Annotated in this window: 17 protein-coding genes; 7 read left to right on the top strand and 10 right to left on the bottom strand. The window is 69.4% G+C overall.

Annotation, left to right across the window (positions count from 1 at the left end; genetic code table 11):
* Window positions 1–81 precede the first annotated feature (81 nt).
* The 3 genes from ACQEVG_RS24770 to ACQEVG_RS24760 are packed head-to-tail and all read right to left on the bottom strand — an operon-like array spanning window position 82 to window position 2,320.
* Window positions 82–492, bottom strand: coding sequence for a RidA family protein (locus tag ACQEVG_RS24770; RefSeq protein ID WP_432987560.1), 411 nt, complete (start codon window positions 490–492; stop codon window positions 82–84).
* Complete coding sequence (locus ACQEVG_RS24765; protein WP_432987558.1) at window positions 489–1,268, bottom strand: IclR family transcriptional regulator; 780 nt, start codon at window positions 1,266–1,268, stop codon at window positions 489–491. Before ACQEVG_RS24765 ends, ACQEVG_RS24770 begins: the two co-directional genes overlap by 4 nt.
* A complete protein-coding gene (locus tag ACQEVG_RS24760; protein WP_432987556.1) occupies window positions 1,265–2,320 on the bottom strand; it encodes a sugar kinase in 1,056 nt (351 codons plus the stop codon). The genes ACQEVG_RS24765 and ACQEVG_RS24760 overlap by 4 nt, the downstream gene beginning before the upstream one ends.
* Window positions 2,321–2,461: 141 nt before the next feature.
* Here ACQEVG_RS24760 and ACQEVG_RS24755 point away from each other — a divergent pair, with 141 nt between their 5' ends.
* Window positions 2,462–3,742, top strand: coding sequence for an alanine racemase (locus tag ACQEVG_RS24755; RefSeq protein WP_432987554.1), 1,281 nt, complete (start codon window positions 2,462–2,464; stop codon window positions 3,740–3,742).
* A gap of 11 nt (window positions 3,743–3,753) precedes the next feature.
* Window positions 3,754–5,361, top strand: a complete 1,608-nt coding sequence (locus tag ACQEVG_RS24750) for an N-acyl-D-amino-acid deacylase family protein (RefSeq protein ID WP_432987552.1) — start codon at window positions 3,754–3,756, stop codon at window positions 5,359–5,361.
* Here the strand turns inward: ACQEVG_RS24750 and ACQEVG_RS24745 are convergent.
* From ACQEVG_RS24745 to ACQEVG_RS24735, 3 genes are all read right to left on the bottom strand, one after another.
* On the bottom strand, window positions 5,354–5,980 hold the full coding sequence (locus ACQEVG_RS24745) for an alpha-ketoglutarate-dependent dioxygenase AlkB (protein ID WP_432987550.1): 627 nt from the start codon (window positions 5,978–5,980) through the stop codon (window positions 5,354–5,356). The genes ACQEVG_RS24750 and ACQEVG_RS24745 overlap by 8 nt on opposite strands.
* Before the next feature lie 152 nt (window positions 5,981–6,132).
* Window positions 6,133–7,008 (bottom strand): trypsin-like serine peptidase, encoded by an 876-nt coding sequence (locus tag ACQEVG_RS24740; RefSeq protein WP_432987548.1) that lies wholly within the window; start codon window positions 7,006–7,008, stop codon window positions 6,133–6,135.
* 194 nt (window positions 7,009–7,202) lie between these two features.
* Complete coding sequence (locus ACQEVG_RS24735) at window positions 7,203–7,703, bottom strand: DUF5949 family protein (RefSeq protein ID WP_432987546.1); 501 nt, start codon at window positions 7,701–7,703, stop codon at window positions 7,203–7,205.
* 218 nt (window positions 7,704–7,921) lie between these two features.
* Between ACQEVG_RS24735 and ACQEVG_RS24730 the strand changes: the two genes are divergently transcribed.
* Complete coding sequence (locus tag ACQEVG_RS24730; protein ID WP_432987544.1) at window positions 7,922–8,176, top strand: hypothetical protein; 255 nt, start codon at window positions 7,922–7,924, stop codon at window positions 8,174–8,176.
* A gap of 6 nt (window positions 8,177–8,182) precedes the next feature.
* On the opposite strand, the gene ACQEVG_RS24725 is transcribed toward ACQEVG_RS24730, so the two are convergent.
* Together ACQEVG_RS24725 and ACQEVG_RS24720 are read right to left on the bottom strand one after the other, a co-directional pair.
* Window positions 8,183–9,490, bottom strand: a complete 1,308-nt coding sequence (locus ACQEVG_RS24725) for a GNAT family N-acetyltransferase (RefSeq protein ID WP_432987542.1) — start codon at window positions 9,488–9,490, stop codon at window positions 8,183–8,185.
* Between the two features lie 77 nt (window positions 9,491–9,567).
* The gene (locus ACQEVG_RS24720) at window positions 9,568–9,936 is read right to left on the bottom strand and encodes a glycosyltransferase (protein WP_432987540.1); all 369 of its coding nucleotides are present in this window, start codon (window positions 9,934–9,936) and stop codon (window positions 9,568–9,570) included.
* A 280-nt stretch (window positions 9,937–10,216) separates the two neighbouring features.
* Here ACQEVG_RS24720 and ACQEVG_RS24715 point away from each other — a divergent pair, with 280 nt between their 5' ends.
* Entirely contained in the window at window positions 10,217–10,504 is a 288-nt protein-coding gene (locus ACQEVG_RS24715) for a hypothetical protein (RefSeq protein WP_432987538.1), read from the top strand.
* A 168-nt stretch (window positions 10,505–10,672) separates the two neighbouring features.
* On the opposite strand, the gene ACQEVG_RS24710 is transcribed toward ACQEVG_RS24715, so the two are convergent.
* Window positions 10,673–10,912 (bottom strand): chaplin, encoded by a 240-nt coding sequence (locus tag ACQEVG_RS24710; protein ID WP_432987536.1) that lies wholly within the window; start codon window positions 10,910–10,912, stop codon window positions 10,673–10,675.
* A gap of 233 nt (window positions 10,913–11,145) precedes the next feature.
* Here ACQEVG_RS24710 and ACQEVG_RS24705 point away from each other — a divergent pair, with 233 nt between their 5' ends.
* Window positions 11,146–11,556 (top strand): rodlin, encoded by a 411-nt coding sequence (locus tag ACQEVG_RS24705; protein ID WP_432987534.1) that lies wholly within the window; start codon window positions 11,146–11,148, stop codon window positions 11,554–11,556.
* Between the two features lie 153 nt (window positions 11,557–11,709).
* Here ACQEVG_RS24705 and ACQEVG_RS24700 read toward each other — a convergent pair whose 3' ends face one another.
* Window positions 11,710–12,351 (bottom strand): vitamin K epoxide reductase family protein, encoded by a 642-nt coding sequence (locus tag ACQEVG_RS24700; RefSeq protein ID WP_432987532.1) that lies wholly within the window; start codon window positions 12,349–12,351, stop codon window positions 11,710–11,712.
* Between the two features lie 420 nt (window positions 12,352–12,771).
* On the opposite strand from ACQEVG_RS24700, the gene ACQEVG_RS24695 reads away from it, so the two are divergent.
* Both ACQEVG_RS24695 and ACQEVG_RS24690 read left to right on the top strand, forming a co-directional pair.
* Window positions 12,772–13,182 carry a rodlin gene (locus tag ACQEVG_RS24695; protein ID WP_432987530.1) on the top strand — a complete coding sequence of 137 codons (411 nt, stop codon included), beginning with the start codon at window positions 12,772–12,774 and terminating at the stop codon, window positions 13,180–13,182.
* Window positions 13,183–13,484: 302 nt separating this feature from the next.
* Window positions 13,485–13,718, top strand: coding sequence for a chaplin (locus ACQEVG_RS24690; protein ID WP_432987528.1), 234 nt, complete (start codon window positions 13,485–13,487; stop codon window positions 13,716–13,718).
* Window positions 13,719–13,767 lie beyond the last annotated feature (49 nt).

Raw genomic sequence — 13,767 nt, 5'->3', positions numbered from 1 at the left:
ACCACGGGACGGCGCTCGGGGGAAAGGCGCCGCCCCCGGCAGTGGGGGGTTAAACAAGATCAACGAAGGTCAGTCGCAGATTCAGCCCAGGACTGCCAGTGCGTCGATCTCGATCAGGAGGCCGGCGGGAAGGCCGACGTACACCGTCGTACGGGCGGAGGCGGGGGCCTTGAGACCCTCCTCCTCGAAGTACGCGTTGTAGATCTCGTTCATCTCGGCGAAGTGGTCCACGTCGGTGAGATAGACGCGCGTCATCATGACGTCGTCCCAGCTCGCGCCGCCCTCTTCGAGGACCGCCTTGACGTTGGCGAGGGTCTGGAGCGTCTGTTCGCGCAGAGTGGGACCGGCGACGGTCGGGGACTGCCCCTCGACGGCGGGCAGGAAGCCGACCTGGCCGGCGACCTGAAGGATGTTGCCCTTCTTGACGCCGTGGGAGAACTTCGCGGGCGGGGCGGTGTGGGTGGCGGGGGTGATCGCGATCTTCTCGCTCATGGAGCTTCCTTGGGTGGGACGGCATGTGCGTCGGGTACGGCACCGGAGTACTCCCGGCTGATGGCGGCGGCGGTGCGGCGCAGCAGCGGGAGAAGGGTGAGGAGTTCCTCGGCGGTGACGACGACGTTCGGCGCGGAGACCGACATGGCGGCGACGACCCGGCCGTCCGCGCCGCGGATGGGCGCGCCGATGCAGTTGATGGACTCCTCGTGGCCGCCGAGGTCGGTGGCCCAGCCCTGTTCGCGGACGGCGGCGAGCTCCTTGAGGAACGCGGCCGGGTTCGGGATCGAACGGGATGTGTACATGGGGTAGTCGAGCTTCTCGGCGAGGGCGCGCCGCTCGGCCTGGGGGAGGTCGGCGAGCAGCAGTTTCGCCACCGCGGCGACGGTGATGGCGACGGGCTTGCCGATCCGGGAGTACATCCGGACGGGATAGCGGCTCTCGACCTTGTCGATGTAGAGGACCTCGTTCTCCTCGTACACGGCGAGGTGGACGGTGTGCCCGCACTGCTCGTTGAGCTGTACGAGATGGGGGTGCGCGATCTCCCGCACATCGAGGTTCTCGACCGCTTCCTGGGCGAGCGCGAAGAGGCGGGCGCCGAGGCGGTAGCGCTGGTCCTGCTGGCGGTAGACGAGTCCGTGCTCGTGGAGCGTACGGAGCAGGCGCAGGGCGGTGGACTTGTGCACGCCGAGCCGGTCGGCGACCTGTCCGAGGTCGGCGGGTCCCTGCGCGAGCAGCGGCAGGATGCTCAGGGCGCGATCGACGGTCTGGCTCATGGCGTAGCTACCTCCTCATCCACGGCTGCGGTCCAGCCGGGGCCGAGGTGCAGTGTCTCCCAGCCGCGTGCGTCGAGTGCGACCAGCCGGTCGGCATACGCCCGTGCGGGCGGCACGGCGAGATCCGCGTCGACGGTGAGGGTGGCGGCGGCCATGAGGTGCCCGTGCCGCAGCCGGTCGTGGGCGGGGAGCCCGCGGAGGGTGGCGGAGAGAAACCCGGCGGCGAAGGCGTCGCCCGCGCCGACGTGGGCGACGACATCGACGCGGGGCGCGGGCGCGTGGGTGACGGCGTCGGGGCGGGGTCCGGATCCGGGGCAGCGGCGGCCGTACGCGACCGCGCCCTGCGCCCCCCGCTTCACCACGAGCACGTCCGGCTCACACAGCGCCTCCCGGATCGCATCCGCGCCCCGCACCCCCCATGCCTCCTCCGCCTCGTCCTCGCCGACGAAGACGATGTCCGCGCCCCGGGCCAGGTCGAGGAGGACTGCCGGACCGGCGGCGTCGCGCCACAGGCCGGGACGGTGGTTGACGTCGAAGGAGACGAGCGGGCGCCTGGACCGGCGCGTCGTCAGGTCACGCATCAGCGCCAGGCAGTCCGCCGACAGCGCCGCCGTGATCCCGGACAGGTGCAGGATCCGCCCCGACCACACGTCCTCGTCCCGCACCGTCGACCGCGACATCGCCGATGCCGCCGACCCCGTCCGGTAGTAGAGGACCTCGTGTGCGTCGGCCGCGCGGTCGCCCGCCGTTCGGAAGTAGATCCCCGTCGGCCGCTGCGGATCGCGCTGTACCGCCGACGTGTCGACGCCGTACGACGCGATCGCCGCGACCAGGTGCTCGCCGAAGCCGTCCGCGCCCACCCTGCCGACCCACTTCGCGCTGTGCCCGGACGCCGCGAGCGCACAGGCCACATTGGACTCCGCTCCGCCGATGCCGCGTACGAACGACGGCACATCGGCGAGGCGGCCCGGCACCGTGGGCACAAACGTGACCATGGACTCGCCGAGGCAGACGATGTCCACGGGTCCGGCTCCGGGCACTGTGGCGGTCACGATCGCTCAGGCTCCTCACTGGTGGGCCGCCGGACACCATTGACCCGGCGTTGGCACGGATGTTAGACAGCGGTAAGCGAGATGCGCAATGACTGTTGCAAATGCTGCAACGCAGAGGCGAAAGCGACCCGAGGAGGGCCAATGGCAGGCGACAACACGGTCGGACGACTTGCCGACGAACCCGTCGACCACCGCTTCAAGGCCCTCCCCCCGGACGCCGAAACCGCCGGCCTCACCGTCGGCGCGCTCGCCGCCCAGCGCCGCAATCTCTTCACCGGCGGCTTCACCACCCCCGTCCTCGCCCTTTCGGCCGAGTCCGTCGAACACAACCTCGCGCTCCTCGAGACATACTCCGAGCGACACGGCCTCGCCTTCGCCCCCCACGGCAAGACCTCGATGTCGCCCCAGCTCTTCGCCCGCCAACTGGCGTACGGCGCCTGGGGCATCACCGCCGCCGTCCCCCACCAGGCCCGCGTCTACCGCGCCTACGGCATCCAGCGGATCTTCCTCGCCAACGAGGTCGTCGATCCGCCCGCCCTGCGCTGGCTCGCCCACGAGCTGAACGCCGACCCCGACTTCCGCTTCATGTGTTACGTCGACTCCGTACGCGGCGTCGAGCTGATGGACGAAGCGCTGCGAGGAACCGGCCGCCCCCTCGATGTCGTCGTCGAGCTCGGCGCCGGTGACGGCGCCCGCACCGGAGCCCGCAGCGAAGCCGACTGCGCCGCCGTCGCCGACGCCGTGGCCGCCGTCGAAACCCTCCGCCTCGTCGGTGTCGCCGGCTACGAGGGCGAGGTCCCCCAGGCCGACGCCGACCGCGTACGCGCCTGGCTGCGCCGCCTCACCGCGCTGGCCGCCGACTTCGACAAGGCCAGCCGTTTCGCCGCCACCGAGGAGATCGTGATCAGCGCGGGCGGCAGCGCCTGGTTCGACGCGGTCGCGGACGTCTTCGCCGAGATCCCCGACCTCTCCCTCCCCGTACTGAAGCTGCTCCGCTCCGGCGCGTACGTCTCGCACGACGACGGCCACTACCGCCACCTCACCCCCTTCAACCGCGTCCCCGACGAGGGCCGTCTCCAGCCCGCCTTCCGCCTCTGGGCCCAGGTCGTCTCCCGCCCCACCCAGGAGCAGGCCTTCGTCAACGCGGGCAAGCGGGACGCCGCGTACGACCTCGACCTCCCCGAGGCCCAGGTCGTACGCGACGGCCGCACCGGCGAGATCCGCCCCGCGACCGGCATCACGGTCAGCGGCCTCTCCGACCAGCACGGCTGGGTGCGTACGACATCCGAGGCGCGGCTGGAGGTCGGCGACTGGATCGGGATGGGCCTCTCCCACCCCTGCACCAGTTTCGACAAGTGGCAGCTGATCCCGCTCGTAGAGGCGGACGGCACGGTCACCGACTACATCCGCACCTTCTTCTGAGAGGCCGCCCCATGGATCTCGTCCTCCGCGACGCAACGGTCATCGACGGCTCGGGCGGCCCCTCGTACCGCGCCGACGTCGGCCTGGACGGCGGCCGGATCGCCGCCATACGCCGCGAGGGCGGGCCTGCCCTGGCCGGCAGACGCACCCTCGACGCGCACGGCCTCGCCCTCTCCCCCGGCTTCATCGACATGCACGCGCACAGCGATCTCGCGCTGCTCCGCGACCCCGCGCACGAGGCGAAGGCCGCGCAGGGCGTGACCCTCGAAGTGCTGGGACAGGACGGGCTGTCGTACGCGCCTGTCGACGACGCCACCCTCTGCGAGGTCCGCAAGGCCATCACGGGCTGGAACGGCGACGGCAGCGATATCGACTTCGACTGGCGCACGGTCGGCGAGTATCTGGACCGCCTCGACCGCGGCATCGCGGTCAACGCCGCCTATCTCGTCCCGCAGGGCACCGTACGGATGTACGCCGTCGGCTGGGACGACCGCCCGGCGACCGATGCCGAACTCCGGCGGATGAAGCAGCTCGTCGCCGAAGGCCTCGAACAGGGCGCGGTCGGCATGTCGTCCGGGCTGACCTACACACCCGGCATGTACGCGGGCGACGCCGAACTGACCGAGCTGTGCCGGGTGGTGGCCCGTTACGGCGGCTACTACTGCCCGCACCACCGCTCGTACGGAGCCGGGGCGCTGCAGGCCTACGAGGAGATGGTCGCCCTCACCCGCGACGCCGGCTGCGCCCTCCATCTCGCCCACGCCACGATGAACTTCGGCGTGAACAAGGGCCGGGCACCGGATCTGCTCGCCCTGCTCGACGAGGCGCTGGACGCGGGCGCGGACATCAGCCTCGACACCTACCCGTACACCCCCGGCTGCACCACCCTCGTCGCGATGCTGCCCAGCTGGGCGAGCGAGGGCGGGCCCGAGGCGGTCCTGACCCGCCTGCGGGACGACGAGAGTGCCGAGAAGATCCGTCACCACCTGGAGGAGATCGGATCGGACGGCTGCCACGGCGTACCCATCGAGTGGGACACCATCGAGATCTCGGGCGTGAGCGACCCCGGGCTCGCGGGCTGCGTGGGAAAGACGATCCAGCAGTCCGCCGACCAGCGCGGCGAGGCCCCCTGGGCCACCGCCCGCCGGCTCCTCATCAACGACAGCCTCGGCTCGACGATCCTCCAGCACGTCGGCCACGAGGAGAACGTCCGGCAGATCATGCGCCACCGCGTCCACACGGGCGGCAGCGACGGCATCCTGCAGGGCTACAAGCCGCACCCGCGCGCCTACGGCACCTTCCCGCACTATCTCGGCCGGTACGCAAGGGAGCTGGGCATCCTCACCCTGGAGGAGACCGTGGCCCATCTGACCTCGCGCCCGGCCGCCCGGCTGCGGCTGCCCGACCGCGGCCTGGTCCGCGAGGGCCACCGCGCGGACCTGGTGCTGTTCGACCCGGACACGGTCGCGGCGGGCTCGACCTTCGAGGCCCCCCGCACACTGCCGACCGGCATCCCGTATGTGCTGATCGACGGCAGGTTCGTGATCGAGGACGGTACGCGTACGGACGTCATGGCGGGCCGTTCGGTGCGCAGGACGCCCGCGCGGTCCGTCAGCTGACCCCGTGCGGCCGGAACTGGATGCTGATGCGCGGCCCGACCGCGCGGGCGGTCTTCGGCACGGCGTGCTCCCAGGTCCGCTGGCAGGAACCGCCCATCACGATGAGATCGCCGTGCCCGAGCGGCCGCCGCAACGGGAGGCCGCCGCCGCGGGGCCGCAGCACCAGATCGCGCGGCGCCCCGACGGACAGGATCGCGACCATGGTGTCCTCCCGGGACCCGCGCCCGGTGGTGTCCCCGTGCCAGGCGACGCTGTCCCGGCCGTCCCGGTAGTAGCAGAGCCCTGCCGTGGTGAACGGCTCCCTGAGCTCGCGCGCGTAGTACGCGGAGAGCGCGGCGCGGGCCTCGTCCAGGACGGGGTGCGGGAGGGCGTCCCCCTCCTGGTAGTAGGCCAGCAGCCGCGGCACGTCCACCACGTTGTCGTACATCTGCCGCCGCTCGGCCCGCCACGGCACCTGGGAGACCAGCTCTTCGAACAGAGCGTCCGCCCCGCCGAGCCAGCCGGGCAGCAGATCGATCCAGGCCCCGTCCCCGAGCACGGTCCGCCGGACGTCCTTCAGCGGGCCGAGTCGTATCTCGTCGGTCTGGTCGAAGAGCGAACCCTGGAGGTGCGGTGCCATGCCTCCAGAATACCCCTGGCATTCGAACATACGAACGGATCCCTGAGCGGGATCGCCGGGCCGGGAGGGGACAGACCTGGACCGTCCGCGGCCGTCGTCCGCCACCACGGCGCGGACGACGGCCGCGACAGCCGCGCCTTCCTACGACGTGGTCACGGCTTGGGCAGTGTGCAGCCCGCCCGGCCCAGGTCGATCTTGTTGTCGAGGCCTACGCAGGGGACGATCACGTACGTCTCCTGGGCGTAGTTGATCCCCTGGCGCACCGTGACCTTCCCGCTCTCGTCCACCTCGCACGGGTTGTTGTCGGTGCAGCGCCCGCCGTCCTCGTTGCCGGTGTTGTTGACGGCGACGACCTTGCCGGTGGCGTTGTCGACGACGGGCGAGCCCGAGGTGCCGCCGATCGTGTTGCAGCTGGAGGTGTAGCGGACCGAGTCCTTCCAGGTCCACTCACCCTCCTTGAGGAGGTATGCGAACCCGTCGATGTTGCAGCTGTAGATCCGCTTCCAGTACCCGGAGACGACCTTGATGGCCGTGCCCTGCACGGGGTGCGCGGCGTTCAGTTCGAGTGCCTTGATGCCGTAGCTGCTCTGTATCTGCGCGTACGTACGGGTGAGTTGGTAGAGCGAGATGTCGGTGTCCGTCATCGTCGCGTAGGCGATCTTGCTGGCCCGCAGCGTGGCGACTCTGCTGCCCGCGGAGTTGAGCAGACTGAAACTGCGGGTGGACGGCTGGTCGACGACGACCTCGCCCGCGGCCGGGAAGCCGCTCTCTATGCAGTGCCCGTTGGAGAGTACGAGGGCGGGGTCGTCGGGCTCGGAGGCCGGCGTGCGCACCAGCGATCCGGAGCAGTTGCTGAGCGCCACAGTCCCTGCGAAGTCGACCGCCTTGAGGTCGACTCGGGGCTTGGCGCCGGGTTCGGTGCTCGTGGCGGCCGATGCCGCGTCCGCGGTGGTGACCGCGACCGCGGGGGCCGCGCCCGCCCCGAGGAGTGCCAGGGCGAGGAACGCGCCGACGAGAGGCTTCTTCATGTGGGGGTCCCCTCTTGCGACTTCTGTGACCGAAGGGGGTCTTCGGTTTGTCATGCGCATTGTTGGGGGATCCGCCACGGCCGACAAGGGATGGTTTCCGGTCAGGCGTTGACATCACCTTGAAGCCGCGGGCCCTGCGGCCGAGCCGCAGGGACGCGGGCGTCACTGCTCACTCAGGCCCTGTCCGGCCACGGTCACCGGCGCACCCGGCCCACCGGCAGCAGTACGTGCGCCGCGCTGGTGAGGGTGTCCTCGTCGCCGAGGAAGGCCTGGAGCATGTCCTCGGTGACGGGCCGGCCCGGAGCCGCCTCGGGCCAGGGACGACTCGCGATCATGAAGTGCACATGGCCGCGACCGTCGGCGGCCCTGAGCCACTCCTTCGGGGCGGGGCACTGAACGTTCAGATAGGGCATGCTCAGAACGGCCTGACCGCCCTCGACGAGCAGCCTGATCGCGGAGTTGTTCACGCCGGTGACGTCGGCCAGGCCACCGCCCGGCGCGAACCCGAGCTCCCCGATCATCGCCAGGACGGCGGCCTCGCCCGCCTCGGCGCCCGCGGCACCGTCGCCGAGGGAGTAGGCGATCAGATAGGGCGTGTCGTAGCCCTCCTCGGGATCGCCGGTCCACGCGAGCACCGAAAGGGTGCCCAAATGGCCGCGCTGAACAGTGCTTTTGGAAGTGTGCGCTGTGGTCATGGCTCGGCACCCTAGGCCCTGCGAACCCCGCTCGACTCATCCGTTCACCTGGATGGCCGAAGCCGGGTGTCTGCTGTAACTGCCGCCCTCCGTGGGCGTTCCCGCGGCGCGGTGGGGCCGTACAATCCGTATTTTCCGGGTCGCAAAAACGTTCCTGCCGTACCCCCGCTCCGCACCCCGGGAGTGACTTCGGCCACCGGTCCCGCGTTTGTCGCCTTATGGCAAGGACTAACGCGTCTGCTCAGTGGCAGCGCGTCCAGACGCTCTCAGCACCGAATCCGACGAGTCCGCCCGCCGGTGCCAGCCCCATCTACGAAGAGCTCGAGCGGGAGTGGGCCGCCGCGGGCCGCACCCTGCCGGGCAGGCCCGACTTCGAGTGGACCCGCCTCGCCCACTATGTGCCGCAACCGGGCGGCAAGGCCGACGTCCGCCCCGGTACCCCGCCGCCGCGCAGGGGCTGGCTCCACGCCTGAGCGGGGTCAGCGATCACGGACGGGCTGCGTCACTTCCGCCGCGGACACCGGCGGCGCGGGGTGCGGCACCCGGGCCGGCGCGCCGCCGCGCAGGCGCTTGCGCACCCCGGCGACGAGGCGGCCTGCCGTGAACGTCGCGCCGTGGACGAGGGGCAGCGCCGGATCGAAGGACGGCACGGGCGGGAACCGTGTGCCGACGGTCCCCGCCGTGCTCTCGCGCCGGGCCGCCTGCGAAGCGCGCAGCCGCAGCGCGGCCTCCAGCCCGGACGGAGCCAGCAGCAGCCGCTGATTGATGACGGCCCGCGGTCGCCAGTGGTTCTTGTACGGCTCATCGCCCCGCAGCAGGCTCAGCACCCGTCCTCCCGTGCTCGCGGCGAGCTCCACCTCATGACGCAGCAGCAGTGTGGTGACGTCCACGTCCTTCTCCCGCAGCCCGGGGTGAACGCCGTGCAGATAACTGCCCGTCAGATACCCCGAGTGCAGTGCCACACTGGCCGCCACCACCTCGCCGTCCAGCCGGAACTCCGTGAGCGAGGCTTCGCCGTCCCGCACCATCCGCCTGATCGCCCGCGCCAGATGCTCCGCCAGGCGGGGCTCGGGGTGCTCCGCGGTGGCCCCGCTTCCCCGCCACTGGAGTTCGCGCAGCCGCAGCAAGTGGTCGACGGCCGCCGGCACCTCGTGCTCCGGCACCGCGCAGTCCTCGATCTTCAGCGCATCGATCCTGCCAAGACCGGCCCGTGCGCGCTGCGCCCTGCCGGCCGGCAGCCGCTTGAGGATCTCCTCCACCGGAACTGCCGGGAGCTCCAGACAGACCGAGTCGGCAAGCCGCCGCCGCGCCCCCGTCCACGCCTCGTACAGCCGCTCGGCGGCAGCCCCGGGCCGTACCTCGCGCAGCTCGATCACCGCATGGCGGGCCGCGCGGTGCAGGCCGCGCTCCAGCGCCGTGATCGCGGTCTCCGCCTGCTCGTCGTCGACGAGGATGTCGCCGAAGTCGGAGATCTGGCCGCCCATCGGCACGAGCAGCGGCAGCGGACGGTGTACGAGCATCAGGGGCGCGGCCGCGATCAGTTCTCCGTCACGGCGTACGAGAACGACACGGAGCCGGCCGCCACCCCCGTACGACAGCCACCAGGAGAGCAGCCAGGCGTGGCTCTGGAAGGGCGTGGCCGTGGCGCACCTGCGCTGCAGCGCCTGCCACTGGTGTCTGAGTCCGGCGAAGTCGCGGGGGTCACGGCACAGCCTGACCGAGAGTGCGCCGATCCGCTGTGACGGCGGTGGTGGGATGGCTGGTTCCTGCTCGGGCGACTCGGTCATTGGCCTGCTCACTTGGTCGAGGGGTGGTGAAGTGGAGGGCGAACACAGGCCCAGGGCACAGCAGTTGGGCGCCGGCGCTACGGTCTGCGCTTCCCCGCGGGCCGGGGCGGGCCCAGCGGCACGTGCTGCAGCAGTTCCTGGTAGAGGCCGCAGACCGCCGCTGCGGTGGTGCGCACATCGCGGGTCACCCGTGTGGGGTCCTGGGCCTGGCGGCCCAGGGATTGCCGCAGTTCCGGCTTGGTGAGCAGCGTGACGAGCGCCGCCGCGAGGGCCGCCGGGTCCTCGGGCGGTACGAGTCCAAAGGCCCCATGGCCGGGCGGCAGACTCTCGCCAGCTCCGCCGACGTCGGTCACCACGACGGGCAGACCACAGGCCATCGCCTCCACCGGCGCGCCGAGGTGAAAAACCGTCAGTCGGCTGTTCTCACTCGTACTTCTCGGCAGCACGCGCGGCTCTCTTCGTAAGCGGACGGTGAATCTGATATGGCAAGCAGCGCCGCCGTGAAACAAAACAGGAGTGCACTTTGTCAGAGAGCCAGTTGGAAATCACGCCAGACTCGCTCGCACCGCCTTCAGGAGGTCACCGTGGACGATCGGGATCGATCGGCCCAATAACAGCTGGTACGAGAATCTCCGTAGCGCGGAACCAGGGTTTCTCCGGCGGCCAGGTGTCGTTACCCATGGCGACGGCGGCGAGAATCGCAGCCTGGGAAAGGGGTTCGAAGACATGAAGTACTCGAGGGTTGCTGCGATCGTTGCCGGCTCCGTGGCGGCCCTGGGGGCAGCATCTCCCGCGATCGCCGCGACGGCGCCCATGCCTCCCATGAGCCTCAACGGCGGCCTCGCCCATACCTTCAGCCAGACCCCGCTGCTGAATGGCGACGAGTCCATGGTGACCGAGATCGCCGACACCGCGACCGACCTGAAGAACGCCAAGGGCGGCGCCCCGGGGAAGGTCCTGAAGTCGGCGCACGAGGTCACCCCCCTGCTGGGCGGCGTCGGACTGGGCGGCTGAACGCGCCCCCTCCGAGGGGTGTTCGGGGAGGGGGTGCGACCGTCGGCGGTCGCACCCCCTCCCGCTGTTCGTACACGTCAGCAGGCACGGGAAGAGACCGGGGGAAAAACCAGGGTGGCGCCACCGGTGGATACCGGTGGCGCCACCCTGGTGTGACGGTCGCGCGGGTCAGCTGTTGGAGGCGACGTTGCCGAACGCCGGGTTCAGCAGGCCGACCACGTTCACGGAGTTGCCGGCGACGTTCGCCGGGAGGTGGACCGGAAGCTGAGCCAGGTTGCCGGAGAGCACACCCGGCGAGTTGGCGGCGGTACCTGACGCGTTGACGTCGGCGAACGCGGAACCGGAGGCAGCACCAGCGGCGAGACCAGCGGTGGCCAGCACCAGGGCGGCCTTCTTGGCAGTCTTCATGGGAAATAGCACCTTCTGCTCGATGTTCTGCCCAACATTAGGGCTCACACAGATCGAAACGGATTGCCCATAGAGATGACACGGCGACAGCGCCGGTACCCCCTGTTCAGCCCAATTTCCCTACGAGCGTGCCGATGCGGGCCAATTGAGTGAACCCGCAGAACCAATCCTCAAAGGAGGTAGTTGACCAGGGAGCCCTACCAGCGGGCATCCACGAGACGTAAGGACGGAACATGTTCAAGAAGGTTATGGCGACTGCGGCGATCACCCTTTCCGTGGCGGCCGCCGGCGCGGCTATGGCACCGCAGGCTATGGCCATCGGCGATGACGAGGGCATGACGACGCAGAGCGGCAACGACGCCAGCCAGTCGTTCGGCAACTCCGAGACCTACGGCGACATGAGCCCGCAGATCGGCCTCGTCCAGGGCTCGCTCAACAAGCCCTGCGTCGGTCTTCCCGCCAAGGCCAACCTCGGTTCGCTCGTCGGCGTCGTGCCCGTCGGGGTCCAGGACATCCCCGTCCTGTCCGCTCCGCAGACCCAGCAGTGCTCCGAGAACTCGACCCAGGCCAAGGGCGACGAACCGCTGTCGCACGTCCTCAGCAACATCCCGGTTCTGTCCGCGAACGGCTCCAACGACAGCTGAGCCCCGCCCCCGCCGACAGCAGGTCGGCACGCAGAGCCAGTCACATCGAAGACCCCGGCGCCTCTCGCAGGCCGCCGGGGTCTTTGCCTGTCCCTACGGGTCTTTGCCTGTCCCTACGGGGCTTTGCGTGTCCGTACGGGGAGTTGGACCGGGTCAGCCGGTCCAGAAGTCCCACCAGCGGGTCAGGATCAGCATCCCGATGATCCCGATCCACAGCACCGGCGGCATCCAGTGGAACTCCAGGAGCCCCTTCCGCAGACCCTCAGGGACCCGGATGATCCGGTGCTCGATGTTGTGCACGGTGACGTAGCAGAACATGACGATCGTGGCGACCCACGCCAGCGAGCACCACAGGCACAGCGAGTTGATCTCGTACAGCGACTGGTACTGCAGCCACGTGCAGAAACCCACCCCGAACAGACACCCGGCATGGAGACCCAGCCAGTACCAGCGCCGGTACCGCGCCCCCGCCAGCAGCGCCACCCCGATCGCGATCACCATCGAGTACGCCACCAGCCCCAGCATCGGATTCGGAAACCCGAACGCCGACGCCTGCTCACTCTTCATGATGTTCCCGCAGGAAACGACCGGATTCAGACTGCACCCCGGCGTGAAACCGGGGTCCTCCAGCAGCTTGAACTTGTCGATCGTGATCACCCACGAAGCCAGCAGACCCGCCGCCCCCGTGATCACAAGCAGCCAGGCGAAGGGCCGCCTGCCGCCGATTTCGTCTCTGCGAGCCCTTCGGCTTCTCCCGTGTTCCGTGGGCACAGATCCGCTCACCGTGATTGTCATACTGTTTCCACCGCTTCGATTGCGTCCTGGACGGCCCCATTGTGCCTCAATCACGAATTGCTCCGGCCGGTCCGGAATTCATTCGGCAGACGGGTGAATACGGGGGCTGGACGACCGCCCGGGAATGATGGAATGGCGGAGCAGACCGTGCATGCGCTCTGCTCCCGGTGCAACCCTCCAGCCGGCGGCGCATTGCGTCGTGGGGCAGTCGTGCTTCCTGTTGGCATGGCGCATCCGGGTGCGCGCGACGATCTGCCCTCATCGGCGGAGGGTCTCCTCAATGACCCTCCGCCGATATTCACCTGCCGGCAACGCATCAGTGCATTGCGACATTCGAGTGACCGCGCGGAACCAAACTCGCCGGACGCAGTTGATCAGTCTGCTCCGCGCTCGATCGGTCAAAGCGAAAAGGGACAAAAAGTGATCAAGAAGATTCTGGCCACCGCTGCGGTCACCGCTTCGATGGTGGGCGCCGGTGCCGCGATGGCTCCGCAGGCCCTGGCCATCGGCGACGACGGGGGCACCACCACGGAGAGCGGCGTCGGGGCCTCGCAGGTCTTCGGCAACTCCACCACCAACGGCGACATGAGCCCGCAGATCGGTCTCGTCCAGGGCTCCCTGAACAAGCCCTGCCTCGGCCTGCCGGCCAAGGCCAACGCCGGCTCCCTCATCGGCGTCGTGCCCGTCGGGGTCCAGGACATCCCGGTCCTGTCCGCCCCGCAGACCCAGCAGTGCTCCGAGAACTCGAGCCAGGTCAAGGGCGACGAACCGCTGTCGCACGTCCTCGACAGCATTCCGGTCCTGTCCGGCAACGGCTCGACCGACAGCTAGTACGGGTTCGCCGCTGAGCGCTGCGCGTTCGGGGTGCACTCATTCAGGGCGCCATATGTTCCAGTGAAAAGAAATGACTCCCCGAGAAGCAGGAAGGCATTATCGCAAAGAATCTCTCCGACGGTTCGATAAAGCGCCCGATGCTGCATACGAGTGACTTTTCGAACGGGTGGTCATATTGAGGTTTCTTTGCGGGAATCCAGTCGTTACCAGTCCTGCAGGGGTGTTCACGAACAGGGAACTGGCAGCGCAGCGCGAAGGTCGCGCTTGCGTATGGCACCACTGCTGAAAGGATCCACAAAATGAAGCACACCAAGGCCGCGGCCGTCGTCGCAGGCGTCCTCCTGGCCATGGGCGCCGCCGCCCCCGCCATGGCGGACGGGGATGCCATCGGTTCCGCTGTCAGCTCCCCCGGCGTCCTGTCGGGCAACGTCCTGCAGATTCCGGTCAGCGTTCCGCTCAATGCCTGCGGCAACTCCCTCAATCTGATCGCACTGCTGAACCCGACTATGGGCAACGCCTGTTTCATCGGCTGACATTCAGTACAAAGCGGCCCCGAGGCGTACGAAAGTGCGCCCCGGGGCC

It is taken from the genome of Streptomyces sp. CA-135486 (genome assembly GCF_050936555.1).
In the GTDB taxonomy this organism is placed as follows: domain Bacteria; phylum Actinomycetota; class Actinomycetes; order Streptomycetales; family Streptomycetaceae; genus Streptomyces.
Note: the sequence above shows the minus strand (reverse complement) of the source record. Positions and strands in the feature narration are given on the sequence as shown.